The sequence below is a fragment of the Actinomyces succiniciruminis genome (assembly GCF_900002405.1).
GTDB classification, from domain to species: domain Bacteria; phylum Actinomycetota; class Actinomycetes; order Actinomycetales; family Actinomycetaceae; genus Actinomyces; species Actinomyces succiniciruminis.
Window position 1 is genome coordinate 16881 of sequence record NZ_LK995479.1, and the last position, 22318, is coordinate 39198.

Here is a 22318-nt window from a genome sequence, read left to right on the forward strand (position 1 = left end):
GGGTGCCGGGGTTGTCCGGGTGGACGCTGCGGTCGTGGATCAGGCGGGAGCAGGTGCGGTCCCGGCGGGTGGGGCGCCAGGTGTGGGTGGCCTGGGGGGATGTGCTGGAGGTGGAGGCTGCGGCGCACCTGGTGGGGTGGCGGCGTGGTCGGCGCGCCCGGCCTGCTGGTGGTGCTGGACAGGCGGCCGCTCGGATTGCACAATTGGGTGCAGCGGGACCAGTGCGCCCACCAGCCGATCGGTGTTGAGAGGTCTGGTGGTGCGAGTGTCCCGGACTGGCAGTCGCCGCTATCGCGTGAACCGCGCGAAGCTGCTCGCGATCTCGGATGTGTGCTGGATCTGCGGGCGACCTGGCGCGGACACGGCGGATCATGTCGTGCCGGCAGCGCTTGGTGGTGGCGACGAGCTGGAGAATCTTCGCCCGGCGCATCGCTCGTGCAATGCTTCCCGTGGGATCGGGAAGCGGGATCTTCGGCGCCCGTTCCGAACCTCCCGGGCCTGGTAAGGCTACCCTACGGCGGCCGGGCGGTCCGCCGGGTGGGGGATGACCCCCTCGGCCCGGCCGGTAGCAGGCCCGGCAATGCTACCCATCTCCCCCCGACCCCTGGTTTCCATCCCCCCGAGCGTTTTCCCGGGTTTCGGCGTTTTTGTTGGTATTCCGCCGTTTTCCCGGCGCATGTGGCCGTGGTGGCCGTTCTCGGGTGCTCTTGGCGTCGGGCTGGCGGAATCTGGGTGGTGATGGGCGGTGTCTCGGTCGTTTGAGTCGGCGGTGCGGTCGGGGAATCGGCTGCGTGTGCTGCGGGCTCAGCGTCGTCGTTTGGCTGAGGAGCTGGACCTGATCAAGCCGGGCACGAACCCGGCGGGCGTGGCGACGATCAGCCGTCAGCTGTCCGCGGTGATGGACAAGATCGCAGTCCTCGAGGCGTCGGAGGGCGCCGGCCAGAAGGCGGTGAGCAGTCCCATTGACGAACTCGCTGCCCGACGCCGTGATCGGCGCCCAGAGTCCCCGTCTGAGGGTCGCCGCCGACGGGGCGTCCCGCCTGGACGGGGCTGACGCCGCCGACATTGCCGCCGCCTACGGGCTGGAGCTGGACGACTGGCAGGCGATGGTCCTGTCCGACTGGCTCGCTACCGATGCAGACGGCCTGTGGGCTCACTCCCGCTGCGGCTTGTCAGTGCCTCGCCAGAACGGCAAGAACGCCGTGATCGAGGCGCGGGAGCTCTACGGCATGGCCGTGATTGGGGAAGCACTCCTGCACACGGCTCACGAGGTCAAGACCGCCCGCAAGGCGTTCCGCCGCCTGCTGACCTTCTTCGACAACCCCCGCAAGTACCCGGACCTGGCTGCCAAGGTTGTGGAGATCCGCCGCACGAACGGCCAGGAGGCCATCGTGCTTGACAACGGCGGCAGCGTGGAGTTCGTGGCCCGCTCGAAGGGCTCCGCCCGCGGGTTCACGGTGGACACGATCGTGGCGGACGAGGCACAGGACTTCAGCGAGGACGCTATGGAGGCCCTGCGGTCCACGAACGCGGCCGGCCCCCAGCAGAACCCACAGCTGATCCTCACCGGCACGCCGCCCGGCCCGAAAGCCGATGGCGAGATCTTCCGCCGCTTCCGCACGGGCGCCCTGTCCGGCTCCTCCGACACGACCTGTTGGGCCGAGTGGTCCGCCCCCAACGACGCCGACTACGACGACGAGGAGACGTGGGCGACTGCCAACCCCGGCTACGGCATCCGCATCAGTCGCGACACCATCATGGACGAGCGCGGGGACCTGTCCGAGGAGGGCTTCGCCCGAGAGCGCCTGGGCATGTGGGACGAGGTCTCCACCAACGCCGTCATCGACGCCGCTACCTGGCTCCGCTGCGCGGACATGGCCTCCAACCCCGTGGACCGGCTCGCCCTCGCCGTCGATGTGCAGCCTGGCCGCGAATCCGGGTCGGTAGCCGTCGCCGGCCAGCGCTCGGACGGCCGCTGGCACGTCGAGGTGATCGACAACCGCAACAACGTCGGCTGGATCGTGGACCGGGTAGCCGGCATCTACGCCCGCCAGCGCATCCGCACGGTCGTGATCGACAAGCGCGGCCCTGCCGCCTCGCTGGTCGAGCCCCTGCAGAAGAAGGGGCTGAAAGTCACTACCACGGACGCCTCCGAAATGGCCGCCGCCTGCGGCTCCTTCTACGACGCCGTCATGGAGGACACCCTCCGCCACCTGGACACCCCCGTGCTCAACTCGGCGCTCGCGGTGGCCCGGAAGCGGTCGCTCGGTGATGCGTGGGCGTGGCATCGGAAGAACGCGGCAGCGGATATCACGCCACTGGTGGCCTGCACCCTGGCCCTGCACGGGGCCATGTCTGACCGGATCTCCCAGCGCCGATCGAACCGCGCAACATTCGTTTGAGTCTGAGGGGCTGGTGGTGTCTTGTGATGGATGAGGCCCAGATCCGCGAGAGCATCACCCAGATGCTCACGGTCCGCCGCCGGGACCTGGCCGAGTGCGAGACACTGCGCCGATGGCTGACCGGGCAGGCGGGCACCCCCGAGGTGCCCAAGGGCTCCGAGTCGGAGATCAAGCACTTGGCGGTGGTCGCTAAGCGCAACGTGATCGGCATGGTTGTGGACACCTTCGCCCAGAACCTAGGAGTGGTGGGCTACCGGGCGGCGGACGAGGCTGCAGACGCGACCGGCTGGGACCTCTGGCAGCGCGCCCGCATGGACGCCCGCCAGGACGAGGTCCACCGCCCCGCCCTGGTCTACGGCCTGTCCTACCTGGTGCTGCGCCCGCTCGTGGCCGACGGCCCGGTCGAGTGGCTGCCCCGCTCGCCTCGCCAGCTCGTGGCCCTCTACGAGCACGACGACGTGTCCCCGTTCCCTGTGTGCGCCATGGAGGTGTGGGTCCAGACCGTCGGCGGCGTGAAGCGCCTGCGCGGCGCCCTGATGGACGACGAGTGGGTCTACCCGCTCGACCTCGGCACCGTCGCGGACCTGGCCCGCACGAAGACCGCGTCTCTGTCTCACGTGGCGACAGCCGCCGTCATCGACGACGAGGCCGCCTTCCCGCACCGCGCCACCTACGACGGCACCCCGGTGTGCCCTGTGGTGCGGTTCGTCAACGGCGGGGACGCCGACTCCGGCCCGATCGGTGAGGTAGCCCCGCTGATCGCCTCCCAGCGCGCCCTGAACGAGGTCAACTTCGACCGGCACATCGTCTCCCGCTTCGGAGCATTCCCACAGAAAGTCATCTCCGGTTGGGCTGCCGGCGAGAGTGAAGTCCTCAAAGCCTCAGCCCGCCGCGTGTGGACCTTCGAGCAGGCGGACGTGAAGGCAACTGCCTTGCCGGCTGCCAGCGTCGAGCCCTACAACGCGGTACTCCGGGAGATTGTCGAGCACATCGCCCAGGTCGCCCAGATCTCGCCCGCACAGATCACCGGCCAGATGGCGAACCTGTCTGCCGAGGCCCTGTGGGCGGCCGAGACCGCCCAGCAGCGCAAGCTCGACGCCAAACGCCGTGCCTTCGGCGAGTCCTGGGAACTGGCCCTGCACCTCGCCGTCGAGACCACCTCCGGTCAGGACACCGTCCCGCACGGCGCCGAGGTCATCTGGCGCAGCACCGAGGCACGCTCCTTCGGCGCGATCATCGACGGCATCACCAAGCTCTCCTCCCAGGGTGTCCCGATCGACCTCCTGATGCCGCTCGTACCCGGTATGACCCAGCAGCAGGTCAAGGCCATCCGCGACCGCCTCGACGTTGACTACACCCCCGACGCCATCGCCGCGCTCGCGGCCACGCCGCTACTCGCGGGCTCCGGTCAGGAGTAGCGGGCCGTGACGCTCTATCGTCGTCCGGCGAGGTTGACGGCCGAGCTCGTGCAGGCAGGCCACGAGCAGGCTCTTACTGAGCTGTTGGCGGAGTTCAACCGGCAGATGGACGTCACCTGGAAGCTGCTGGACCTCGACCGCCTGGACCAGACGCGGGCTGATTGGCTGCGGCATGCAGTGGAGGTGGTCTCCTCTCACCAGGAGCAGGCCGCCGATATCGCGGCGGAGTTCTGCCAGGACTGGTCCCAGCTGTTCACCGGCCAGGGCATGACTATTCTCCGGCCCGGTTTGCAGGCGGACGTGGTCATCCGGGAGATCGAGACCGCCCTGGACGCGCTCGGCCCCGCTGGCGTCAAGAAGCGCATCCGCGAAGGGATCTCCCCGGAGGCCGCGATGCGGGACGCGGCCGATGCGGTCAAGGCCGCCGGCAGTCTGCGGGTGCGGGACGCGGACCGGCAAACGGTCATGCAGTCCGCCGCGGCGGACCCGCGGGCTACGGGGTGGCGGCGCATCAGCCATGGCGGCTGCAAGTTCTGCAACATGCTGGCCGGCCGAGGCGAGGTCTACGGCGCAGACTCGGTCCGCTTCGCCTCCCACGACCACTGCAAGTGCACCGCCGCCCCCGCCTACGGAGGCCAGCAGGTTAACGTCCACCAGTACACGGCCTCCAAGCGGAAGATCTCCGAGGCCCAGCGGCGCCAACTCAAGGCGTACCTGGACGGTCTGGAAGACGACGGACTCACACCGAAGGCAGCGGTGGTCCCGCGGGTTACCGCCCCTGGGGTTGTGACCGTCCCTGATGGGCTCGACGTCGCAGCACACGAGCTACGCACCGCGGACACCCTTGCCGAGCACGGTTACAACATAGTGTTCCGCATGATTGACAACACCCCAGGGGTGAAGAACCCTGATGTTGAGATCGACGGAGTTGTCTGGGAGTTCAAGAGCCCTGAGGGAAGCTCTGAGAAGAGCACGATTGCAGACCAGTTCAAGAAGGCGCGGAGACAAGCCGACAGAATGGCAATCGACCTGCGACGCTGTGGACTCAATGACTCGGTCGCGAAATCACAGATCGCGAGACGTTTCAAGGGACAGTCGCGACTAGTAGAGGTTCTGGTAATCGATCACGACAGCGTAGTGACTCGTCACGCGAAGTCAGCTATCCTGTAGGTGAAGGCGGCAGGCGTCCCACCATGGCACGATTTCCCGTGCTGCGGGTAGCCCAGCCGCCTTCGTCATACCCTCGCAAACGTTGCCCATATCTGCTCAACCCTCGTCCGAAAACGGCCGGGGGTTTTCTCATGCCCAAGATTGGAGAACGCCACCATGGCAGATGACAACCCCACCGCCTCTGCTGACGCGACAGCGCCTGCTGCTGGCGGGTTTGAGCCGATCACTTCGAAGGAGGCGGCGGACGCCTACGTGGCCGCGCACTTGCCGGCCGACTATGAGCAGGCGCTGTCGCGGGCGGCGGAGCTGGAGTCCAAGCTGGCGGACTCTGAGCGTGCCCGCCTGGCCTTGCAGGTGTCCGCCTCCACTGGTGTGCCGGCGGAGTCCCTTACTGGCTCGACTCGTGAGGAGCTGGAGGCGTCCGCCCAGGCTCTGCTCGCCTGGCGTGACGCCACCACGCCGAAGAAGCCCGCGCCGAAGCTGCGTCAGCCGGGCCTGCGGTCGGGGTCGTCCCCACAGCAGGACCCTCCGTCCCCGAAGGCCGCCGCCGCGGCCGCTCTGCGTCGCATGCGCGGCGCTGAATGACCCCACCAACACCGACCGATCCGATCCAACTATTCACCGTCTGAGAGGACAAACTGATCATGCCCACCGCTGACATCACGCGCGCCGAGGTCGCCGGCCTCATCCAGGACGCGTACTCCACCGACTTCCTGAACGCCGCCGTGGACTCCTCCATCGTGCTGCAGGCCTTCCCGACCGTATCCATGGGCACCAAGACCGAGCGGCTGCCGGTCCTGGCTACCATCCCGCACGCCAACTGGGTCACCGAGGACTCCACCGCAGACGAGGGCACCAAGCCCACCTCCAAGTTCTCCTGGGCGAACAAGACCCTCGTCGCCGAGGAAGTCGCGGTCATCATCCCCGTGCACGAGAACGTCGTGGACGACGCCACCGAGGACATCCTGGGCGAGATCACCCGCCTGGGCGGCCAGGCCATGGGCTACGCCCTGGACGCCGCGGTCCTGTTCGGCGTGAACAAGCCCGCCACCTGGACCGACCCCGACCTGTTCGCCGCCGCCACCGCCTCCGGCAACCTCACCCAGATCTCCGCCACCGACCCGGCCTCCGACCTGGTCGGAGCGATCCTGCAGAACGCCGGCCTGGTCATCGGCGACGGCGAGTTCGAGCCGGACAAGCTCATCGCCCGCCGCTCCCTGCGCATGCAGCTGGCAAACCTGCGCAACACTGACGGCACCCCCATCTACCTGCCGTCCCTGTCCGCCACCCCTGGCGCCACCGACCAGGTGGCCGGCATGACCACCCTGTGGGCGCGCGGCACCGTCGCCGGAGACCAGCCCGTCTTCGACGCCTCCAAGGCCACCGCCCTGATCGTGGACTCCACCGCCGTCCGCATCGGCGTCCGCCAGGACATCACCGTCAAGTTCCTGGACCAGGCCACCGTCAACGGCATCAACCTGGCCGAGAAGGACATGGTCGCCCTCCGCTTCAAGGCCCGCTACGCCTACTGCCTGCGCAACATCGTCGCCCAGAACAACACCGAGGCCGTCACCCGCAACCCCGTCGGCGCCGTCACCCCGGCCGCCTGACCGCAGGGAGACACCATGACCCGATTCGTTCACCGGCACACCGGAGCCCAGCTCTCCTACCCTCCCGGCCACCGGCTCCACACCATCCTGTCCGCGCTCGCGGATTGGCAGGAGGCCGAGGAGCGCGACGTTGAGGAGGTGGGGGACGATGGCGCAGGAGACCGAGCCGGCGGACGCGGATCTGCTGGCCGACGTCGCGGCCGCTCTAAGGCGGGCGCTGACTGACAGCGAGGCCACGGCCGTGCCCCACCTGGCTGTAGGCGCTGCTGCTCTGATTCGCGGGTTCCTGGGGCAGGAGCCTCCGGAGGACGCCGCGGGCGTGGTCCGGTATGTGACTGCGCAGATGATCTCCAGGGCGTTGTCGCGGCCTGGTGACGTGCCTGTGGGGCTGGCGACCATGTCTGTGACCACGGGGCCGCTGGCCACCTCGCAGGGATTCTCCACGGACTCGCAGGGCGGGGGCGTGTGGCTGACTCGGCAGGATCAGATCATGCTCCGCCCGTGGCGGCGGCACATGGTCTCCGCCCCACTGGTCTCGGAGCGCACGCCGTGAGCAGCATCCTTGACCTGCTGCCGGACTCGTGGCGCACCGATGTCACGGTTACTGGCCCGTCCCAGCGCACTGCCGACGGGATGCGCGCCCCAGCCGACCCGCCCGTGGCTGTGGCCGGCGTGGTGGTGGTCCCGTCGTCGGCGGCTCCGCCCGCTGACGGGAGCCTGGCCCCGCCCGAGGGCTCCGAGGACACGGCCATGCTGTACGCGGCCCCCGGGGCGCAGATCCGCCACCGTGACGTGGTCACTGTGCCCGCCCCGCACCCGCTGGCCGGCTCGTGGCTCGTGGACAGGTCCCCGTCCCACTGGCCGCTCGGCGTCGCCATCACTATGACCCGTCGGCATCAGGAGGTGTGATCACCGTGCCCTCTCCACGGATGGTGCTCGACCATGCGGGCCTGGACCGGCTGCTGGCCTCCTCCCAGATGGGGACGGCGATCTTCGCCCAGGCGCAGGACATGCTGCCGGTGGTGCGCGCGGCCACTCCGCGCCGCTCGGGCGCGCTTGCGGCGTCGTGGCGGGTTGAGTCCGCCCAGACCGTGGTGCGCACCCGCAAGGGCGGCACGTCGGTGCGTGCCGGCGCCCGCATCATCTCCGACGCCGAGCACGCGGCCGCCGTCGAGTTCGGCCACCTCGGTACCGCCGTGCCTGGCGCGGAGGGATACAGGTTCGTCGTGCCAGGGCAACACATGCTCGGCGCCCTGGCCGGCACGAAGGCGGCCCGCGCCGCCGGAAAGAAGTAGCCCCATGTCTGATCCTGTGGAGATGGTGCGCTCCGTCCTGGAGGGCCTGTCCATCGACGACGCCGGCACCGTACTGGCGACCTGCCGGGTGCTGACCGTCCAGGCCCTGGACCGGCTGCCTGTGGTGCATGTGGCTGCGGCCGGCGGCGGCTCCCAGACCGACATTGACCGGCTGGACCGCATCAGCACCGTCGTCTACGCCCAGGCCCCCACCGAGGACGGCGCCCCGACCGCCGTGTCTATCGCCGAGCTGGTGCACGCCGCGCTCGTGGGCGGCCCGCATGACACGCCGGCTGGCTACATCGACGAGGTGCGTGCCGAGTCGCTGCCGACCGGCCAGCCCTACACCGACACCGTGGATACCGCTGCGGCGGTCTACGGCGTCGTCCACCGAATCCTCTAACCGATCATCCGCATAACTGGAAGGAAACGTCGTGCCTACGTTCGACACTCTCAAGTCCTCCTCTGACAACCGCAACCTGGTGCGCAAGACCAAAGGGGCGCTCATGTTCTTGGCGCCCACGTCTGCGGCCCTGCCTGAGAAGCTGATGGAGACCCCCACCAGCCTGGTGCAACTGCCCACCGAGTGGTGGCCGGTAGGCCTGGTCACCCCCGACGGCTACACCTTCGCCGCCGACACCTCCACCGAGGACGTCGAGGCCCTGGGCTATATCGAGCCGGTCCGCTCCGACATCACCCAGGTCGCCAAGTCCATTCAGGTCACCGTCTACGAGACGCTCAAGAAGAACCTGCAGCAGCTCATCTACGGCGTGGACCTGTCCTCCGCTACCCAGGACCCCACCACCGGCGAGGTCCACTGGGATGAGGCTCCCGTGCCCGCCCAGGAGGAGTTCCGGGCGCTCATCGTCTCCCAGGACGGCCCCGCCTCCGACAACTGGCTGGTCGGCAAGGGCTACCCGCTGGTGAAGCTCGCCGAGGTGCCCGAGGAGACGTGGAACTCCTCCGACGCCGTCCAGCTGCAGCTGACCCTGAACGTCTTCACCGACACCACCCTGGGCACACCCTGCCGCCACTACTTCGGCGGCACCGGCCCGCTCAAGCACAAGGACGCCCTCGGCTTCACCGCCGGCGAGTGACAGGAGAAAAGCAATGGCTACCTTCACTACTGAGATCGACGACAAGACCGTCGAGATCACCACGAACAACCCCACCGAGATAGTTACCTTGACCGCCCAGGGCTGGAAGCGCGAGCCTGACCCCGAGCCTGCCGACACCAAGGCAAAGGACCCCAAGCCCACTACCAAGGCGAAGCCCAAGACCGAAGTCAAGGCCGTTGAGGGCGGTAAGTGATGTCTGACCGGATCACGATCACCACGAACCTGTCCAAGATCTCCACCCTCGAAGCGGAGACCGAACACGAGCCCTTCCGCGTCGGAATCGGCAACTCCAAGTTCATCACCTTCCCGGCGATCCAGGACCTCCCGTTCGAGCAGGCGGACCTCGTACTGTCCCGCCTCTCCCACGCCGAAGAGGACGGCCTGCTCACCTCTGAGCTCCTGTCCGCCTGGCTCTCCGAGGAGGACTACAAAGCCCTGCAGGCCGCCAACCCGTCCATGCGCACCATCGTCGCCCTCATCCGGGAGGTCAACTCCTACTACGAGGAGACCGCCGGCACCGAGGGGGAAGACGACTCCTCCGCCTCTGCCTGACCCGCTTCCGCCCCCAGGTCCGCGCCGACCTCCACGAGTATTACGGCGTGGACCTGGGAGCCGCGGCAGCAGGCCATAGGTGGCGGCAGCTGATCGACCTAATAGGCCAGCTGCCGGCCACATCACGCACCTGGGTCGCCATGACCGAGGACGAGCAGACAGCGGAGGAACTGGCCCAGGCCATCGCCAACGCCCCCGACACCGGCGACCCCCGCAAGGACATCTCCCCACGCGACTACACCGCCGTCCTGGCCGCGCTCGCGGACATCTATGACCTGATCGCGGCGGGGTTGACGGAGCGGAAGCGGAAGCCTCCCAGGTATCCGCGTCCGGGCCCTTCGGCGGTGGCTCGGGCGATCGCTCGCCTGGAGGCGGACAGCCTGCACGACCTGATCGCGCAGATGACACCACACGCACTCGACTAGCGGAAGGTGAGGTGACTCGCGGTGGCGTATCAGGCCGGCAGCGTTTTCGTTGACGTGGTCCCGTCGCTTAAGGGCTTCGGGAAGCGGGTCACCGCTGAGGTGACTTCCTCCATGGGTGGGGCGGCCAACAAGGCCGCCACCACCTTCAGCTCCGACTTCCGCAAGACGGCGTCCTCCCTGGGGACGGACGTGTCCAACGACCTGTCCGACTCCCTGGGCAAGTCCACCCCGAGGTTGCGCCGCGAGGCCGAGGCCGCAGCCGCCGCGGTCACCTCCGCCCAGGAGGCGGTCACCAAGGCGTCCAAGAAGGTCGAGGAGGCCCGCGCAGGCGAGGTCACCGCCTCCGAGAAGGTCACCAAGGCCGAGGAGGCACTGGCGGAGGCCCGGGCGTCGGGTGATGAGGCGGCGATCGCGAAGGCCGAGCAGAACCTGACGAAAGCCCGTGAGGGAGCGGCTGCCGCCGACCAGAAGGCGGACAAGGCTGCCGCCGAGCTGACCCGGGCACGGTCCACCCTGGAGGAGGCGACCGCGAAGGCCGCCACGGCCCAGGAGGCGCTGAGCAAGCGGACGGCGGAGACCACCAGCTCGGTGGAGTCTCTGCGGCGGACTGCGGCGTCCGGGGTGGAACTGGTCAAGGCCGGCGCTGCCCGCGACCTGGACGGCGTGCGCTCCGCGCTCGCGGGGGTGCGTACGGGCCTGGGCGAGCTGCGCACTCAGGCCGCCTCTGGTGACACTGCCCTCGGCAGGCTGTCCCAGAGCGCGGCAACGGTCAAGGCCGCCCTGGGTCAGATGGCATCGGCTGGGATCTCCGGACTTAAGCAGGTGTCCTCCATAGCTGGGCAGGCCGTCAAGGCGCTAGCTCAGACGGCGGCGTCTGCTGCCGGCGCGGTAGCCACCCTCGTGGGTGGCATCGCCATCAAGGGCGGCATCAGCCGGGCCCTGAGCATTGAGGACGCGCAGGCCAAGCTCAAGGCTCTCGGCCATGACGCCGACTCGGTGTCCTCCATCATGGACTCCGCCCTGGCGAGCGTGCAGGGCACCGCCTATGGCCTGGGGGATGCCGCCACGGTCGCGGCGTCGGCGGTCGCCTCCGGCGTCAAGCAGGGCGAGCAGCTGACCTCCTACCTGTCCTCCATAGCGGACATCGCCACCATCAGCGGCGACTCCTTGGAGAACGTGGGTCTGGTGTTCAACCAGGTGGTCAGCAAGGGCAAGGTCCAGACGCAGGACATGTACCAGCTGGCGAACCGGGGTATCCCGATCTTCCAGTGGTTGGCCGAGGAGTCCGGCGTCACCCTGGAGCAGATCCAGTCGGATATCTCCGCCGGCCTGGTCTCCTCCGACGACTTTTTGAAGGCGGTGCAGAAGAACTCTGCTGGCGCCGCCCTGGCGTCCGCAGACACGGTGCGCGGCGCCGTCTCCAACACCTATGCCGCCCTCGGGAGGCTCGGCGCCGCCGCGTTCGAGCCGATCATGCCTGCCATCCGCTCCTCTCTGGGCGGGGTGATCGAGGTGGCCGACCAGGTCACCACCCTGGTCAAGCCCGTCCTGGAGAGCATCGGTGCGACCCTGTCTGAGAAGGTGGCCGGCGTGGTCGAGCGCATCAAGGAGACGGCCGGCCCCTTCGTGGAGTCCCTGGGAGAGAAGCTGTCTGGGGCGAAGGAGGCCCTGGACGGCATCGGCTCCGGCTCCCTGGTCTCCACGCTGCTCCCGGCCCTCGGCGCCGGCGCGGGCCTGCTGTCCCAGTGGGCGTCCGGCATCCCCGTCATCAACAAGCTGATCCCCTCCATGTCCGGTCCCGTGGGCGTGGTCGCGGGCCTGATCGCCTCCATGGTCGCCACCTCCCCGGAGCTGCGGGATGCCCTGGGCGGCGCCTTCGAAGCGATCGGCTCGGTACTGGGGGACCTGGCCGAGCCTGCGAAGACGGTCCTGTCCACGATCGGTGACCTGACCGCTGTCCTGGGGGACTCCCTGGCTCAGGCGATCACCGCGATCACCCCGTCTCTGACCTCTCTCGCGCAGACGGTGCTGCCGGTCATCTCCGACGTCCTGGCGATCCTCGGTCCGGCGCTGGTGGATGTGGCGGCCACGCTCGGGGATGCACTGGTGGCCGCGCTGCCGACGCTGGCGGATTTGCTCGCCGACGTCGCCCAGGTGGTGCTCCCGGTCCTGCCGGGCCTGCTGGACGGGCTGCTGTCGGTGGGGCTGCCTCTGCTGGAGTGGGTGGTGGGCCTCGCATCGGCGATCCTGGACAACGAGGCCGCTGTCGGCATCATCGTCGGCGCCCTGGTGACCTGGAAGACCACCATCACAGCGATCAAGATCGCCACCACCGCCTGGTCCATCGCCCAGGGACTACTGAACGTTGCCCTGAACGCGAACCCGATCGGTCTGGTCATCATTGCGCTCACGGCACTAGCGGCCGGTATCGCGGTGGCGTGGCAGAAGTCCGAGACCTTCCGGACCGTGGTCACGACCGCGTTCGAGGCCGTCAAGGGCGCGATCTCCACGGTGGTGGACTGGGTTACCGGCACCGTGGTGCCGGCGGTGCAGGGGTTCTGGGAGAACACGGTCAAGCCCGTCATTGAGAAGGTCAAGAGCGCGATCTCCACGGTAGCCGAGTTCATTAGTGGCACGGTGGCACCGGCGATTCAGACCGCGATCGATACGATCGGTAACATTTTCTCCTGGCTATACAACACCATTGTTAAGCCGGTGTGGACTGCGATCAGGACGATCATTCAGATCGTCAGTACGGCTATCGCTATTGTCGTCGCCGCGGTCGTGGTCGTGGTCCGTGACCAGCTCGGCAAGATCTTCACTTGGCTGTACAACAATGTGGTCAAGCCGGTGTGGGACGGCATCAAGACCGCCATCACTGGCGCGTGGAACTCCATCAAGACGGTGCTGATGGCGCTGCGCAACTTCATTAGCGGCACGCTGGGACCGATCTTCACATGGCTGCGCGACACTGTCGTCAAGCCGGTGTGGAACACCATCAAGACCGTCATCTCTTCGGTCGCGAACGTGCTGACGAACACGATCCTGCCGAAGATTAAGTTCTTCGCCACGAGCGTGAAGACGGCGTTCACCACGCTGCGGGACGCGGTCAAGACCGCGATGAACAAGATCAAGGAGTACGCCGCCAAACCGGTGAACTTCGTGATCAAGACGGTCTACACCAACGGCATCAAAAAGGCATTCGACTCCATCGCTTCCAAGGTGGGCCTGTCGCTGCGCATGCCCACGGTGACCGCGATCCCGGGCTATGCGACCGGCGGAGTGTTCCAGACGATGACTCCTGGCTACACGCCGGGGAAGGACGTGTATACGTTCTATTCTCCGGACGGCGGAGGCGCGATCCGCCTGTCTGGTGGTGAGGGGATCATTCGCCCGGACGCTCTGCGCGCCCTGGGCGGCAAGCGGTGGCTGGACGCGGTCAACGCCTCCCGCGGCGCCGGCCTCGCTACTGTCGGCGACACGGGCAGCCGGCGCGGCCAGGTCGCCTTCGCCGAGGGAGGCATCTGGGGCTCCATCAAGTCCGGCTTCGACAGCACCAAGAACTGGCTGAAGGACACTGCGTCCGCCGTCTCCGACATCCTCGCCGACCCGCTCGGCGCAATCGCCAACCTGGTCACCAAACCCGCCCAGGCCCTGCTGAACACTATGGAGTCCAACATGTGGGCCCAGATCATCAAGGCAATGCCGGGCAAATGGTTCGACTCGATCGCGCAATGGTTCAAGCGCGGATCTGACGGCGTGACCTCCACGGGCGGCCTGCCCGGCCAGGCCCGCAAGTACCTGGGCACCCCATACGTGTGGGGCGGCAGCAGCATCCCGCCGGGCCTGGACTGCTCCGGCCTGGTCTACTACTCGGCGAAAACCCTCGGCTGGAACTGGCCGCGCCTGACCGCCGCCGGCTACCAGTCCCACGCCAAGTCGGTCGCATGGGACAAGAAGACCGCCGGCGACCTGCTGTTCTGGGGCAGCCCTGCATACCACGTGGCGATCTACGCCGGCGGCGGGAAAATGCTTGAGGAACCGCACCCGGGCGGGTCGGCCCGCGAGATCGCGATCTGGGGCTCCCCGACCGTCGGCCGGATCGGCAAGACATTCGACAACGGCGGCGTGCTCCCGCCCGGCCTGACCGCCGCGATCAACGCCACCGGCGGCCCAGAGGCGATCCTGACCCGCCACCAGTGGGACACGCTGACCGCGCTCGCCGACCGCGGCACCGATCTAGCCGGTGCCCTGGACGGCACCGACGTTCGCCTGGTCATCAACGACCGTACCGCCCTCGACTCTCACATCGAGACCGTCGCCACCTCTGCTGCTCGCCGCCGGGCAGCCCTGACCGGGAGGAGCCGCTGATGGGCGTCATCGCCTCTGTTCCCGCCGGGCAGGCCCCCACTGTCCAGGTCGTGGTGGAGGCCGGCACGGTGCCAGCCGGTACCCCGTACACGGTCACCGGACACGCCTCCGGCGGCTACGAGTGGCCGGTGCGGGCCGGAGCCCGCACCTCCGACGGCACCCAGGCGGTCCTAGGCGACCCAATCTGCCCGATCAACACCCCGGTCACCTACCGGGCCACCTGGGACGGCGGCCAGGCAGTATCCGCCGCTGTGCGCCGTCCCTGGTCGGGGTACTCGCTGCTGACCAACATCACCGGGAACGGCGCCGTGGACCTGCTGTGGCAGGGAGACGACGCCCGCGAGACCGACCCCCGCGTCACCCTGCACGAAGTACCAGGACGCCCCACCCCGGTGGCCGTGTTCGCCCCCGCCATGGGCGCCGGCACCGTCTCCCTGACCGCACGCACCACCCCATCAGACACTGCGGCGATGCTCGCGCTCGCGGCCAGGCCGGCGGCGGCGGCTTTGTTCCACAACCCCGCACGCTGCTGGCAGTGCCGGTGGGGGACGTGCGACGTGCCCCTGGTGACGATCATGGCTCTCACGAGCGTGTCTCACGCCCGTTCTCCTCGGCTGGATGTGGCTGAGCGGATCTGGACGCTCAAGGGCGCGGTCATCTCGGTGCCGGAGCCGGGCGTGGCGGTACCCACCTCGACGTGGGATGACCTGGATGCTGCAGGCTTGGCGTGGGCGCAGATCCCGGGCGTGGCGGGCACGTGGAACGGTTTTGACCGGGTGCTGTGGCAGGAGGCTGGGGCATGAGCCTGCCGGAGGGGCTGCTGACGGACGCCTACACATATGAGGCGCGCGTGGACTCATGGCTGGGGTCGCAGTGGCTCGGGCAGGTACCTGTGGCCGGCGGGTCGGTGTCCTGGACATCCGGGCAGCAGGTGCAGGGCACGCTGTCGCTGACCATACCCCGGTATGGGGCCGCCAGCGAGGCTGAGGACGCGAGGGATTTCACCCCCGATCATCCTGCCGCGCCGTTGGCGTGCTTCGGGCAGGTTCTGCGCGTGTCCTTCGCCGTCACCTCGCTGGTTGACGGCACCGAGTACACCGAGCCCGGAGGACATTTCCTGATCACGTCCTCGGAGACTGACGCCCATACGGTGACTGTGTCCGCTAAGAGCTTGGCCCACCGGCTGGAGGAGAACCGTCTGGCGACGGTGACGACGCCCCGGAAGGGCGGCACCCTGGCCTCGGAGATGCGGCGCCTAGTCGGTGGGCAGATGGGCGTGGTCGTTGACGAGGGCCTGGCGGATCGGGCGTGTCCGTCGTCGATGTCGTGGGGCGAGTCGCGGATCGACGCGGTCTATGAGATCGCGGACGCCTGGCCTGCCCGGCTGCGTGAGGGGCGCGACGGCGCCCTGTACCTGCTGCCGCCTACGGAGGAGATCACCGTGCCGCCGGCGCGGGTGCTCACGGACGGCGTCGGCGGCACCGTGGTCGGGGTAAAGCGGTCGTGGACCAGGGAGCAGGTCTACAACCGGGTTGTGGCCCGCGGGCAGGACACCGACGACGCCGGCCAGCCCACCTTCCAGGCGGTCGCGTCCCAGGTCACCGGCCCATTGTCTGTGGCCGGCCCGTACGGGATAGTAGTCAAGTTCTGGTCCAGCCCACTGGTGACGTCGCAGGCGATCGCCGCGAAGAGCGCGCAGACGATGCTCACCTCCTCTATCCGGCGGTCCATGACGGTGCCGGTTGAGCTGGCGCCGGACCCGTCCCTGCAGCTGGACGAGCCGGTCAGGCTGCGCACCCACGACGTTGACGGCACGACCCCGGCAGAAATGTGGGGCCGTGTCTCCGCGCTGGAGCTGCCGCTGCTCTTCGAGGGCGTGGCCCGCGCAGATATCGAGATCGACACCTGACGCCCGAGGAGGCTCGCTGTGGTGCAGCTGCTGGACGTGCTCGACGCCGCCCCCATCGATCAGGCCCCCAGGAGCGGGGCCGACAGGTCCCAGGTGATGGTCGCTACCGTCCTCGACGTCGCCGAGGACGGTCGCACCGTGACCGTGTCCCTGCTGGGCTCCGACGCGATCCCCCTGCCAGCCACCGCGTCGGTGTGGACCGACGTCACCACCGCTCACGTGCTGATGGACACCGAGACCGGCCGCCCAGTGCACGTCCTCGGCCCGGCCACCGCCCCATCCACCGAGGTCACGGTGCCCTCGTCGGAGTCCCTGGAGGAAGCGTCCCAGCCGGCCACCGTGACCCGCACCGCCACTGTCACCCCGGACTGGTCCGGCACCTACCGCGCTGGCCAGGGCTGGGACCGCTGGAACACAAACCGGTACGGGGGCCGCACAGACATCTACCAGGGCGCCATCGGCTCCTCTGGCGCGCTGCGCGGCATGGCCACCTACGGAACAGCGATCACATCCCTGCATGCCGACCGCATCGCCTCCGCGATCCTGACCATGACCGGCACCGGCTCCTGGCAGGGCACATGGGCAGCCGTCGTGCAGGCCGCCGACCGCACCAGCGCCGGCCCCTCCCCGTCCGGTGCGACCGCTACCGCAAACATCACAGGCACAGGCACCACACGCGTGGACATCACCGCCCTGGCCGCGGGGCTCCTGGCAGGCAAGGGACTCGCCCTGGTCGGCTCCGCCTACGGCGCCGTCGGCGGCCGCGGCCAGTCAATGTCCATCACCATCACCTACCAGACCACCCAGTAGCAGGGAGGAACCCCAATGCTGAACACGGCCCCCGCCGCCGGCGGGTGGACCGTATGCCCCATTTGCGGCGCCATCGTCGCCGACACCTGGGCACACGCCAACTGGCACGAAACCACTCTCGCCGACGTCATCGCCGACATCATCGAAGCCACTACCGCCGCGCCGGCGGAGGACCAGGAGGACACCGAATGAGCTATAAGGACGCACGCGGGCACACCGTTCCCGCCGGCACCGACCAGGCCTCCCGCCAATCACTCCTCGACCTGTCCCTATCCATCCCCTCCATCCCCGCCGCATCATCCGCCACCGCCGCCACACAGCACGTCACCGCGCTCGCGGACGCCGGCGTGACGATCAGCGCCGCTAGCCCGGTGCTCGTGTGGCGCACTGACCTGCAGCAGATGGTCTCCTGGGATGGCTCGTCCTGGACGAATGTCACGCCTGGCGCGTATCAGGCGATCACGTTCACCGGTATCAGCACCTACGGCTCCTCCAAGTACTGGATGCGCAAGATCGGTGACATCGTGCTGTTCTCCGGAGAGATCAAGAACAGTGGCGGTGCGGTCCCCGCTGGCCGCACCACGAACATTGCAATTGTTCCGGCCGGATGGCGCCCCTCAGCGAGCATCTACGGCGAGACCGGAAACTGCCAGCTGTCTGCGACTGCCTACATCGCCGGGGCCACTACCCCGGTCGCAGGCGGCAGCGTGGTCGAGATACAGACCTCCAACGGCAATATCCATGTCACCGCGTCCCAGCGCGCCACCGTCGTCAAGGTCACCGGCCACTATCTCATCGCCTAAACCCCGAGCCCCCAATAACTCAACAGAGAAGGAGACGCGCATGCCTGACCCGACGCCCGAGGAGCTGGCGATGGTTGATACCGGCCTGGAGACGCCGGCCGATGTCGCCGAGCCCGAGGAAATCACCTACGACAACGCCGGGGAGGCGACCGAGTGATGGCTACTGTCTCGCAGATCCTCGCTAAGGCGGCCTCCCAGATCGGCTACAGCCGCTACTCCGACCCGGAGACCGGCACGCGATACGGCCGCTGGTACGCGACCCTGTTCGGCCCCTACTTCGGCCAGTCCGGCGTTCCCTACTGCGCCATGTTCGTTTCCTGGGTACAGGCCCAATGCGGTGTGACTCCGCCGGGCGGGTACTTCGCTTATGTCCCGTCCGGCATCGCGGCCGCACGCAAGGAGGGCCGGCTCGTCTCCAAAACCGCCGCGAAGCCCGGAGACTTGGCGTGCTTCGATTGGAACAACGACGGCATCGCCGACCACATCGGCTTTGTCGAGCGCAACTACGGCACCTACTACCAGACGATAGAGGGCAATACCTCCGCGTCTAACCAGTCCAACGGTGGCAGCGTGCAGCGCCGTACCCGTGCCCTGTCCGCGGTGATCGCGGTGATTCGCCCCGACTACAGCAGCACAACGAGCAAGACGCCCGCCGCGGCGACCAGCTCGGGCGTCACCCGACAGCGCACCGGCACCGACAACCAGCTCATGCTCGTAGTCGATGGCATCATGGGAACCTCCACGATCCGCCGCCTACAGCAGGTCATGGGGACCACCATCGACGGCCGTATAGATACCCCGTCCCCGTGCATCCGCCACTTCCAGACCTTCCTCAACACCGCGGTATCCGCTGGCGCGCTACGCACCCTTACTGGCGCCTCCCAGTTCGACGTCGACGGCGTGCTCGGCTCCAAGACCTGGAAAGCCTTCCAGTACTGGTCCGCCCACGCCCGCCCCGCTTGGATGAGGCAGTCCGGCGGCCCGGCCGACCTGAACGGCGAGAACTGGGGCAAGTGGGTAGACGGCATCGCCGGACCAAACACCGTCCGCATGCTCCAGCACTGCCTCAACTCCAGCTACAAGGGCAGCGGCAAGCTGCTCGCCAAGTGAGGAGGACACCAACATGGGGAAGCATGTAGCACTCACCACCGACCGCACCATCATCGATTGGCTGACGCCCGAGCGGCGCCGAGCCATCTACTCCGCCGCCGCCGCGATCCTGGCGGCGCTCGCGGCCCTCGGCGTCATCACGGGCGAGCAGGCGACCGCGTGGGGGCAGGTTGCAGAGCAGCTGCTCGCCGCCGCCGCGCTCGTGGTCGCCGCCCTGCACACGGGTGGGATCTACGAGGCGCCCGTCATCGGTACTCCTGTGGATGATGATGACGGCACGCCGGTAGCAGACGCGGGCGGTGGCAGCAATGACTGACCCGGCCATCATCACCCCGATCCTGGTCGCCGTCGTCGGCCTCGCCGGCGTCCTGGCCGGCCAGTCCACCAGTCGGCGCATGCACAGGGAGGACTACCAGCTCGCCCGCCAGGGCGCGGAGGTGACCACACTGCGCGCCGTCGTCGAGTCCCTCACCGAGCGAGTCTCCTCCCTGGAGCGGGCACTAGCAGCCTCCGAGGCGCGCGTGGACGCCCTGGTAGACGCACGCGACGACGCCAAGCGCGACCGCTGGCACGCCATCGACTACGCCCGCCAGCTCCTCACCTGGGGGCATGAGTGCGCGTCCCTCATCCCTGACGACGTTGACCCGCCGCCCCCGCCCGAGATCCCGCCCGCGCTCGCGGACGACCTGTAGTTGGTATCCCGCCCCGTCCACGGTTCTGTCCCGTGGGCGGGGCGGGCTTTTCGTGTGCCCGTGGCGGTGGTGCTCGTCACGTAGGTGGTGGGCAGATGTTGACAGGAGTGTTGACAGGAGGAAAAAGAGAATCCCCGGAATCGTTGTAATTCCGGGGAAAAGTGGTGGCGGAGGATGGGGGATTCGAACCCCCGAGGGCTTGCACCCAACACGCTTTCCAAGCGTGCGCCATAGGCCGCTAGGCGAATCCTCCAGGTGCCGCACGCGGCTGCTCACCACGCGTAGCGAAACGCGAATATATCGGACCCGGCGCCCTCAGCGCCAACCCGCAGCGGCCTGGATTCGGTGGCATCGGTCACGAGCAGACGTGGCAGGCGTGGGCGCGGTCCTGCCCGTATGGCTTGCTGGTCGGCGGACTTGACCGCCTCCGGCCCCCATCGGGTACGCTCGCACCCGGCCCCTCGTGCGGCGTCATCCAGTGAATCCCCCAGGACCGGAAGGTAGCAAGGGTAAGCGGGCTCTGGCGGGTGCACGAGGGGTCCTGAATTTTGCGGACGTCGAGTTGCCGCCGCGCTGTCGTCGAGGCCGTGGCTCGCGGACGTGTGCCTGTGTCGGCCGGAGGCGGCACGCACTTGCCAGCCCATGCGCATGGACGGTATGCCTCGGGGCGCGCTACCCATCGACCGAGGGCGGGCGGCAGCGATACGGTAACGGTATGGCTACGAGAAAGAACTCCGACCGCAATGTCCCTGCTATCGCCTCTTTGCTGCTCGCCGGAAGCCTCGCGCTGACGCTGACCGCCTGCGGCTCCTCCGATGACGCCGGTGCTGACGCGTCGACGGCAGCGAGTGAGGCTGTTGCCGTCGAGACCGTCGCGGCCACCGAGAATGCGGATACGACGGCAACCGAGACCGAGGACGCCGATGAAGCCGGCGCCGAGGACACCGAAACCGATGCCGCGAACGACTCCAATGCCGACTCCGCAACCGCGGCGACCCCGGCGCCCGAGGGCGTGATGATCTCCGCCATGTCCGGCCGGGACCTGCCCGAGGAGGTGGGCGACTTCACCCACACCGGGACCGTCGGAGCCTCGGAGGAGTACAAGCTCGATGAGGACGCCGGCACCTTCGACTCCATCGGTGTCGAGTTCAGGGAGGGCATGGATTATGCGGGCGCGGTTGAGAACCTGAACGACACGGTGCCCGGCGGCACCGGCCTGTGCGGTACGCCCAGTGGGAGCGACCATCCGCTGTGCTACCTGCAGACCGCCGACGGAACGATAGTCGTCACGGCATACTCCACCTTCATCACCGTTGACGAGGCCGCCGCCTTCTGCAACGAGCTCACCGTGCAGCTAGGCACCGAGTGACGCCTCCCGCCTGCGCGTAACCGGCGGACGGGAAGCCGGTGCCGCTCCTGTCCGGCGGTTATGCGATTGGCAATGCGTCAGGCGTCGCATCGTGTCGGCCATGCCGTTTAGAGTCGGACTGTGACCACCGCCCTCTACCGCCGCTACCGGCCCGACACCTTCCAGGACGTCATCGGGCAGGAGCATGTGACCGCTCCGCTCATGGCGGCCTTGCGGGCCGACCGCGTCACCCACGCCTACCTATTCTCCGGCCCGCGCGGCTGCGGCAAGACCACCTCCGCCCGCATCCTGGCCCGCTGCCTGAACTGCGAGCAGTTCCCCACCGACACCCCCTGCGGGCAGTGCCCCTCCTGCCGGGACCTGGCCACCGGCGGGCCGGGCTCGCTCGACGTCGTCGAGATCGACGCCGCCAGCCACAACGGCGTCGACGACGCCCGCGACCTGCGTGAGCGAGCCTCCTTCGCCCCTGCCCGGGACCGCTACAAGATCTTCATCCTCGACGAGGCCCACATGGTCACCCCGCAGGGCTTCAACGCCCTGCTGAAACTGGTCGAGGAGCCGCCCGAGCACGTGAAGTTCATCTTCGCCACCACCGAGCCGGACAAGGTCATCGGCACCATCCGCTCCCGTACCCACCACTACCCCTTCCGGCTCGTCCCGCCGGACATCCTGGAGGGCTACCTGGGGCGCCTGTGCCAGGCGGAGCGCATCGACGTCGGCCCGGGCGTGTTCCCGCTGGTGGTGCGCGCGGGCGGCGGCAGTGTGCGCGACACCCTGTCGGTCATGGACCAGCTGATCGGCGGCGCCGTCGGCGGCGAGGTCGACTACCAGCGCGCCGTCGCGCTGCTCGGCTACACGGACACCACCCTGCTGGACTCCTGCGTGGAGGCCATGGCCGCGGCCGACGGCGCCGGTGTGTTCCGGGTGGTGGACCGCGTGGTCACCTCCGGGCACGATCCGCGGCGCTTCGTCGAGGACCTGCTGCAGCGGCTGCGGGACCTACTGGTGATAGCGCTCGCGGGCAGCGAGGCCGGCCCCGCGCTCGGCTCCCTGCCTGGCGACGAGCTTTCCCGCATGGAGGGCCAGGCCCGCACCATTGGCGCGGCCGGCCTGTCCCGGGCCGCGGACGCCACCGCCAAGGCCCTGGACCAGATGGTGGGCGCCACCTCCCCTCGGCTGCAGCTGGAGCTGCTCATGGCGCGCCTGCTGCTGCCAGAGGCGAGGACGACGGCGCAGCCCGCACCGCCGACCGGCCGGCCGGCGC

At 68.5% G+C, this 22318-nt stretch carries 25 protein-coding genes, 1 tRNA gene and 1 other RNA gene; 26 read left to right on the forward strand and 1 reads right to left on the reverse strand.

Features of this window, described 5'->3' with window-relative positions; genetic code table 11:
* Nucleotides 1-328: 328 nt before the first annotated feature.
* From BN1056_RS03935 to BN1056_RS04045, 23 genes are all read left to right on the forward strand, one after another.
* A complete protein-coding gene (locus tag BN1056_RS03935) occupies nt 329-505 on the forward strand; it encodes an HNH endonuclease (protein WP_280516431.1) in 177 nt (58 codons plus the stop codon).
* Nucleotides 506-962: 457 nt separating this feature from the next.
* The gene (locus BN1056_RS03940; protein WP_210579260.1) at nt 963-2402 is read left to right on the forward strand and encodes a hypothetical protein; all 1440 of its coding nucleotides are present in this window, start codon (nt 963-965) and stop codon (nt 2400-2402) included.
* 26 nt (nt 2403-2428) lie between these two features.
* The gene (locus tag BN1056_RS03945) at nt 2429-3820 is read left to right on the forward strand and encodes a phage portal protein (RefSeq protein ID WP_210579262.1); all 1392 of its coding nucleotides are present in this window, start codon (nt 2429-2431) and stop codon (nt 3818-3820) included.
* A gap of 6 nt (nt 3821-3826) precedes the next feature.
* Nucleotides 3827-4990 (forward strand): VG15 protein, encoded by a 1164-nt coding sequence (locus tag BN1056_RS03950; protein WP_210579263.1) that lies wholly within the window; start codon nt 3827-3829, stop codon nt 4988-4990.
* A gap of 156 nt (nt 4991-5146) precedes the next feature.
* Entirely contained in the window at nt 5147-5575 is a 429-nt protein-coding gene (locus BN1056_RS03955; RefSeq protein WP_210579265.1) for a hypothetical protein, read from the forward strand.
* Between the two features lie 59 nt (nt 5576-5634).
* Nucleotides 5635-6600 carry a phage major capsid protein gene (locus BN1056_RS03960; RefSeq protein WP_210579266.1) on the forward strand — a complete coding sequence of 322 codons (966 nt, stop codon included), beginning with the start codon at nt 5635-5637 and terminating at the stop codon, nt 6598-6600.
* A gap of 148 nt (nt 6601-6748) precedes the next feature.
* Nucleotides 6749-7153, forward strand: coding sequence for a hypothetical protein (locus BN1056_RS03965; protein WP_210579267.1), 405 nt, complete (start codon nt 6749-6751; stop codon nt 7151-7153).
* Complete coding sequence (locus BN1056_RS03970; protein ID WP_210579268.1) at nt 7150-7509, forward strand: hypothetical protein; 360 nt, start codon at nt 7150-7152, stop codon at nt 7507-7509. Before BN1056_RS03965 ends, BN1056_RS03970 begins: the two co-directional genes overlap by 4 nt.
* 5 nt (nt 7510-7514) lie before the next feature.
* Complete coding sequence (locus BN1056_RS03975; RefSeq protein ID WP_210579270.1) at nt 7515-7895, forward strand: HK97 gp10 family phage protein; 381 nt, start codon at nt 7515-7517, stop codon at nt 7893-7895.
* A 4-nt stretch (nt 7896-7899) separates the two neighbouring features.
* Entirely contained in the window at nt 7900-8298 is a 399-nt protein-coding gene (locus tag BN1056_RS03980; RefSeq protein ID WP_210579272.1) for a hypothetical protein, read from the forward strand.
* 31 nt (nt 8299-8329) lie between these two features.
* Nucleotides 8330-8992 (forward strand): hypothetical protein, encoded by a 663-nt coding sequence (locus BN1056_RS03985; protein WP_210579274.1) that lies wholly within the window; start codon nt 8330-8332, stop codon nt 8990-8992.
* Between the two features lie 13 nt (nt 8993-9005).
* The gene (locus BN1056_RS03990) at nt 9006-9206 is read left to right on the forward strand and encodes a hypothetical protein (RefSeq protein ID WP_210579275.1); all 201 of its coding nucleotides are present in this window, start codon (nt 9006-9008) and stop codon (nt 9204-9206) included.
* Nucleotides 9206-9565 carry a hypothetical protein gene (locus BN1056_RS03995; protein ID WP_210579277.1) on the forward strand — a complete coding sequence of 120 codons (360 nt, stop codon included), beginning with the start codon at nt 9206-9208 and terminating at the stop codon, nt 9563-9565. Before BN1056_RS03990 ends, BN1056_RS03995 begins: the two co-directional genes overlap by 1 nt.
* Before the next feature lie 47 nt (nt 9566-9612).
* Nucleotides 9613-9990 carry a hypothetical protein gene (locus BN1056_RS04000; RefSeq protein ID WP_210579278.1) on the forward strand — a complete coding sequence of 126 codons (378 nt, stop codon included), beginning with the start codon at nt 9613-9615 and terminating at the stop codon, nt 9988-9990.
* 21 nt (nt 9991-10011) lie between these two features.
* Nucleotides 10012-14361 (forward strand): tape measure protein, encoded by a 4350-nt coding sequence (locus BN1056_RS04005; protein ID WP_210579279.1) that lies wholly within the window; start codon nt 10012-10014, stop codon nt 14359-14361.
* Nucleotides 14361-15164: a hypothetical protein gene (locus BN1056_RS04010; RefSeq protein WP_210579280.1), complete on the forward strand. Its 804-nt coding sequence runs from the start codon at nt 14361-14363 to the stop codon at nt 15162-15164. Before BN1056_RS04005 ends, BN1056_RS04010 begins: the two co-directional genes overlap by 1 nt.
* Complete coding sequence (locus BN1056_RS04015; RefSeq protein ID WP_210579281.1) at nt 15161-16270, forward strand: hypothetical protein; 1110 nt, start codon at nt 15161-15163, stop codon at nt 16268-16270. The genes BN1056_RS04010 and BN1056_RS04015 overlap by 4 nt, the downstream gene beginning before the upstream one ends.
* 18 nt (nt 16271-16288) lie before the next feature.
* A complete protein-coding gene (locus BN1056_RS04020) occupies nt 16289-17080 on the forward strand; it encodes a hypothetical protein (protein ID WP_210579282.1) in 792 nt (263 codons plus the stop codon).
* Between the two features lie 15 nt (nt 17081-17095).
* A complete protein-coding gene (locus tag BN1056_RS04025; RefSeq protein WP_210579284.1) occupies nt 17096-17272 on the forward strand; it encodes a hypothetical protein in 177 nt (58 codons plus the stop codon).
* The gene (locus BN1056_RS04030; RefSeq protein ID WP_210579286.1) at nt 17269-17883 is read left to right on the forward strand and encodes a hypothetical protein; all 615 of its coding nucleotides are present in this window, start codon (nt 17269-17271) and stop codon (nt 17881-17883) included. The genes BN1056_RS04025 and BN1056_RS04030 overlap by 4 nt, the downstream gene beginning before the upstream one ends.
* Nucleotides 17884-18039: 156 nt before the next feature.
* Nucleotides 18040-18993: a CHAP domain-containing protein gene (locus BN1056_RS04035; protein ID WP_210579287.1), complete on the forward strand. Its 954-nt coding sequence runs from the start codon at nt 18040-18042 to the stop codon at nt 18991-18993.
* A gap of 13 nt (nt 18994-19006) precedes the next feature.
* Nucleotides 19007-19309 carry a phage holin gene (locus tag BN1056_RS04040; protein ID WP_210579288.1) on the forward strand — a complete coding sequence of 101 codons (303 nt, stop codon included), beginning with the start codon at nt 19007-19009 and terminating at the stop codon, nt 19307-19309.
* Nucleotides 19302-19685, forward strand: coding sequence for a hypothetical protein (locus tag BN1056_RS04045; protein ID WP_210579289.1), 384 nt, complete (start codon nt 19302-19304; stop codon nt 19683-19685). Before BN1056_RS04040 ends, BN1056_RS04045 begins: the two co-directional genes overlap by 8 nt.
* A gap of 165 nt (nt 19686-19850) precedes the next feature.
* On the opposite strand, the gene BN1056_RS04050 is transcribed toward BN1056_RS04045, so the two are convergent.
* Nucleotides 19851-19938, reverse strand: a tRNA-Ser gene (locus tag BN1056_RS04050).
* Nucleotides 19939-20137: 199 nt separating this feature from the next.
* Between BN1056_RS04050 and ffs the strand changes: the two genes are divergently transcribed.
* The 3 genes from ffs to BN1056_RS04065 all read left to right on the forward strand — a co-directional run.
* An RNA gene (ffs, locus tag BN1056_RS04055) (signal recognition particle sRNA small type) lies at nt 20138-20232 on the forward strand.
* A gap of 168 nt (nt 20233-20400) precedes the next feature.
* Nucleotides 20401-21054 (forward strand): hypothetical protein, encoded by a 654-nt coding sequence (locus BN1056_RS04060; RefSeq protein ID WP_210579290.1) that lies wholly within the window; start codon nt 20401-20403, stop codon nt 21052-21054.
* Nucleotides 21055-21174: 120 nt separating this feature from the next.
* Nucleotides 21175-22318 (forward strand): DNA polymerase III subunit gamma and tau (locus BN1056_RS04065; protein ID WP_210579291.1); only part of this gene is annotated, 1144 nt, incomplete at its 3' end.

Excerpts from the sequence above, each read along its gene's own strand:
- BN1056_RS04030 (WP_210579286.1), top strand. The coding sequence starts at position 17,269 with ATGAGCTATAAGGACGCACGCGGGCACACCGTTCCCGCCGGCACCGAC.
- BN1056_RS04035 (WP_210579287.1), top strand. The coding sequence starts at position 18,040 with ATGGCTACTGTCTCGCAGATCCTCGCTAAGGCGGCCTCCCAGATCGGC.
- BN1056_RS03960 (WP_210579266.1), top strand. The coding sequence starts at position 5,635 with ATGCCCACCGCTGACATCACGCGCGCCGAGGTCGCCGGCCTCATCCAG.
- BN1056_RS04010 (WP_210579280.1), top strand. The coding sequence starts at position 14,361 with ATGGGCGTCATCGCCTCTGTTCCCGCCGGGCAGGCCCCCACTGTCCAG.
- BN1056_RS04045 (WP_210579289.1), top strand. The coding sequence starts at position 19,302 with ATGACTGACCCGGCCATCATCACCCCGATCCTGGTCGCCGTCGTCGGC.
- BN1056_RS03955 (WP_210579265.1), top strand. The coding sequence starts at position 5,147 with ATGGCAGATGACAACCCCACCGCCTCTGCTGACGCGACAGCGCCTGCT.
- BN1056_RS03990 (WP_210579275.1), top strand. The coding sequence starts at position 9,006 with ATGGCTACCTTCACTACTGAGATCGACGACAAGACCGTCGAGATCACC.
- BN1056_RS04060 (WP_210579290.1), top strand. The coding sequence starts at position 20,401 with ATGGCTACGAGAAAGAACTCCGACCGCAATGTCCCTGCTATCGCCTCT.
- BN1056_RS03945 (WP_210579262.1), top strand. The coding sequence starts at position 2,429 with ATGGATGAGGCCCAGATCCGCGAGAGCATCACCCAGATGCTCACGGTC.
- BN1056_RS04025 (WP_210579284.1), top strand. The coding sequence starts at position 17,096 with ATGCTGAACACGGCCCCCGCCGCCGGCGGGTGGACCGTATGCCCCATT.
- BN1056_RS04015 (WP_210579281.1), top strand. The coding sequence starts at position 15,161 with ATGAGCCTGCCGGAGGGGCTGCTGACGGACGCCTACACATATGAGGCG.
- BN1056_RS03965 (WP_210579267.1), top strand. The coding sequence starts at position 6,749 with ATGGCGCAGGAGACCGAGCCGGCGGACGCGGATCTGCTGGCCGACGTC.
- BN1056_RS03980 (WP_210579272.1), top strand. The coding sequence starts at position 7,900 with ATGTCTGATCCTGTGGAGATGGTGCGCTCCGTCCTGGAGGGCCTGTCC.
- BN1056_RS03995 (WP_210579277.1), top strand. The coding sequence starts at position 9,206 with ATGTCTGACCGGATCACGATCACCACGAACCTGTCCAAGATCTCCACC.
- BN1056_RS04040 (WP_210579288.1), top strand. The coding sequence starts at position 19,007 with ATGGGGAAGCATGTAGCACTCACCACCGACCGCACCATCATCGATTGG.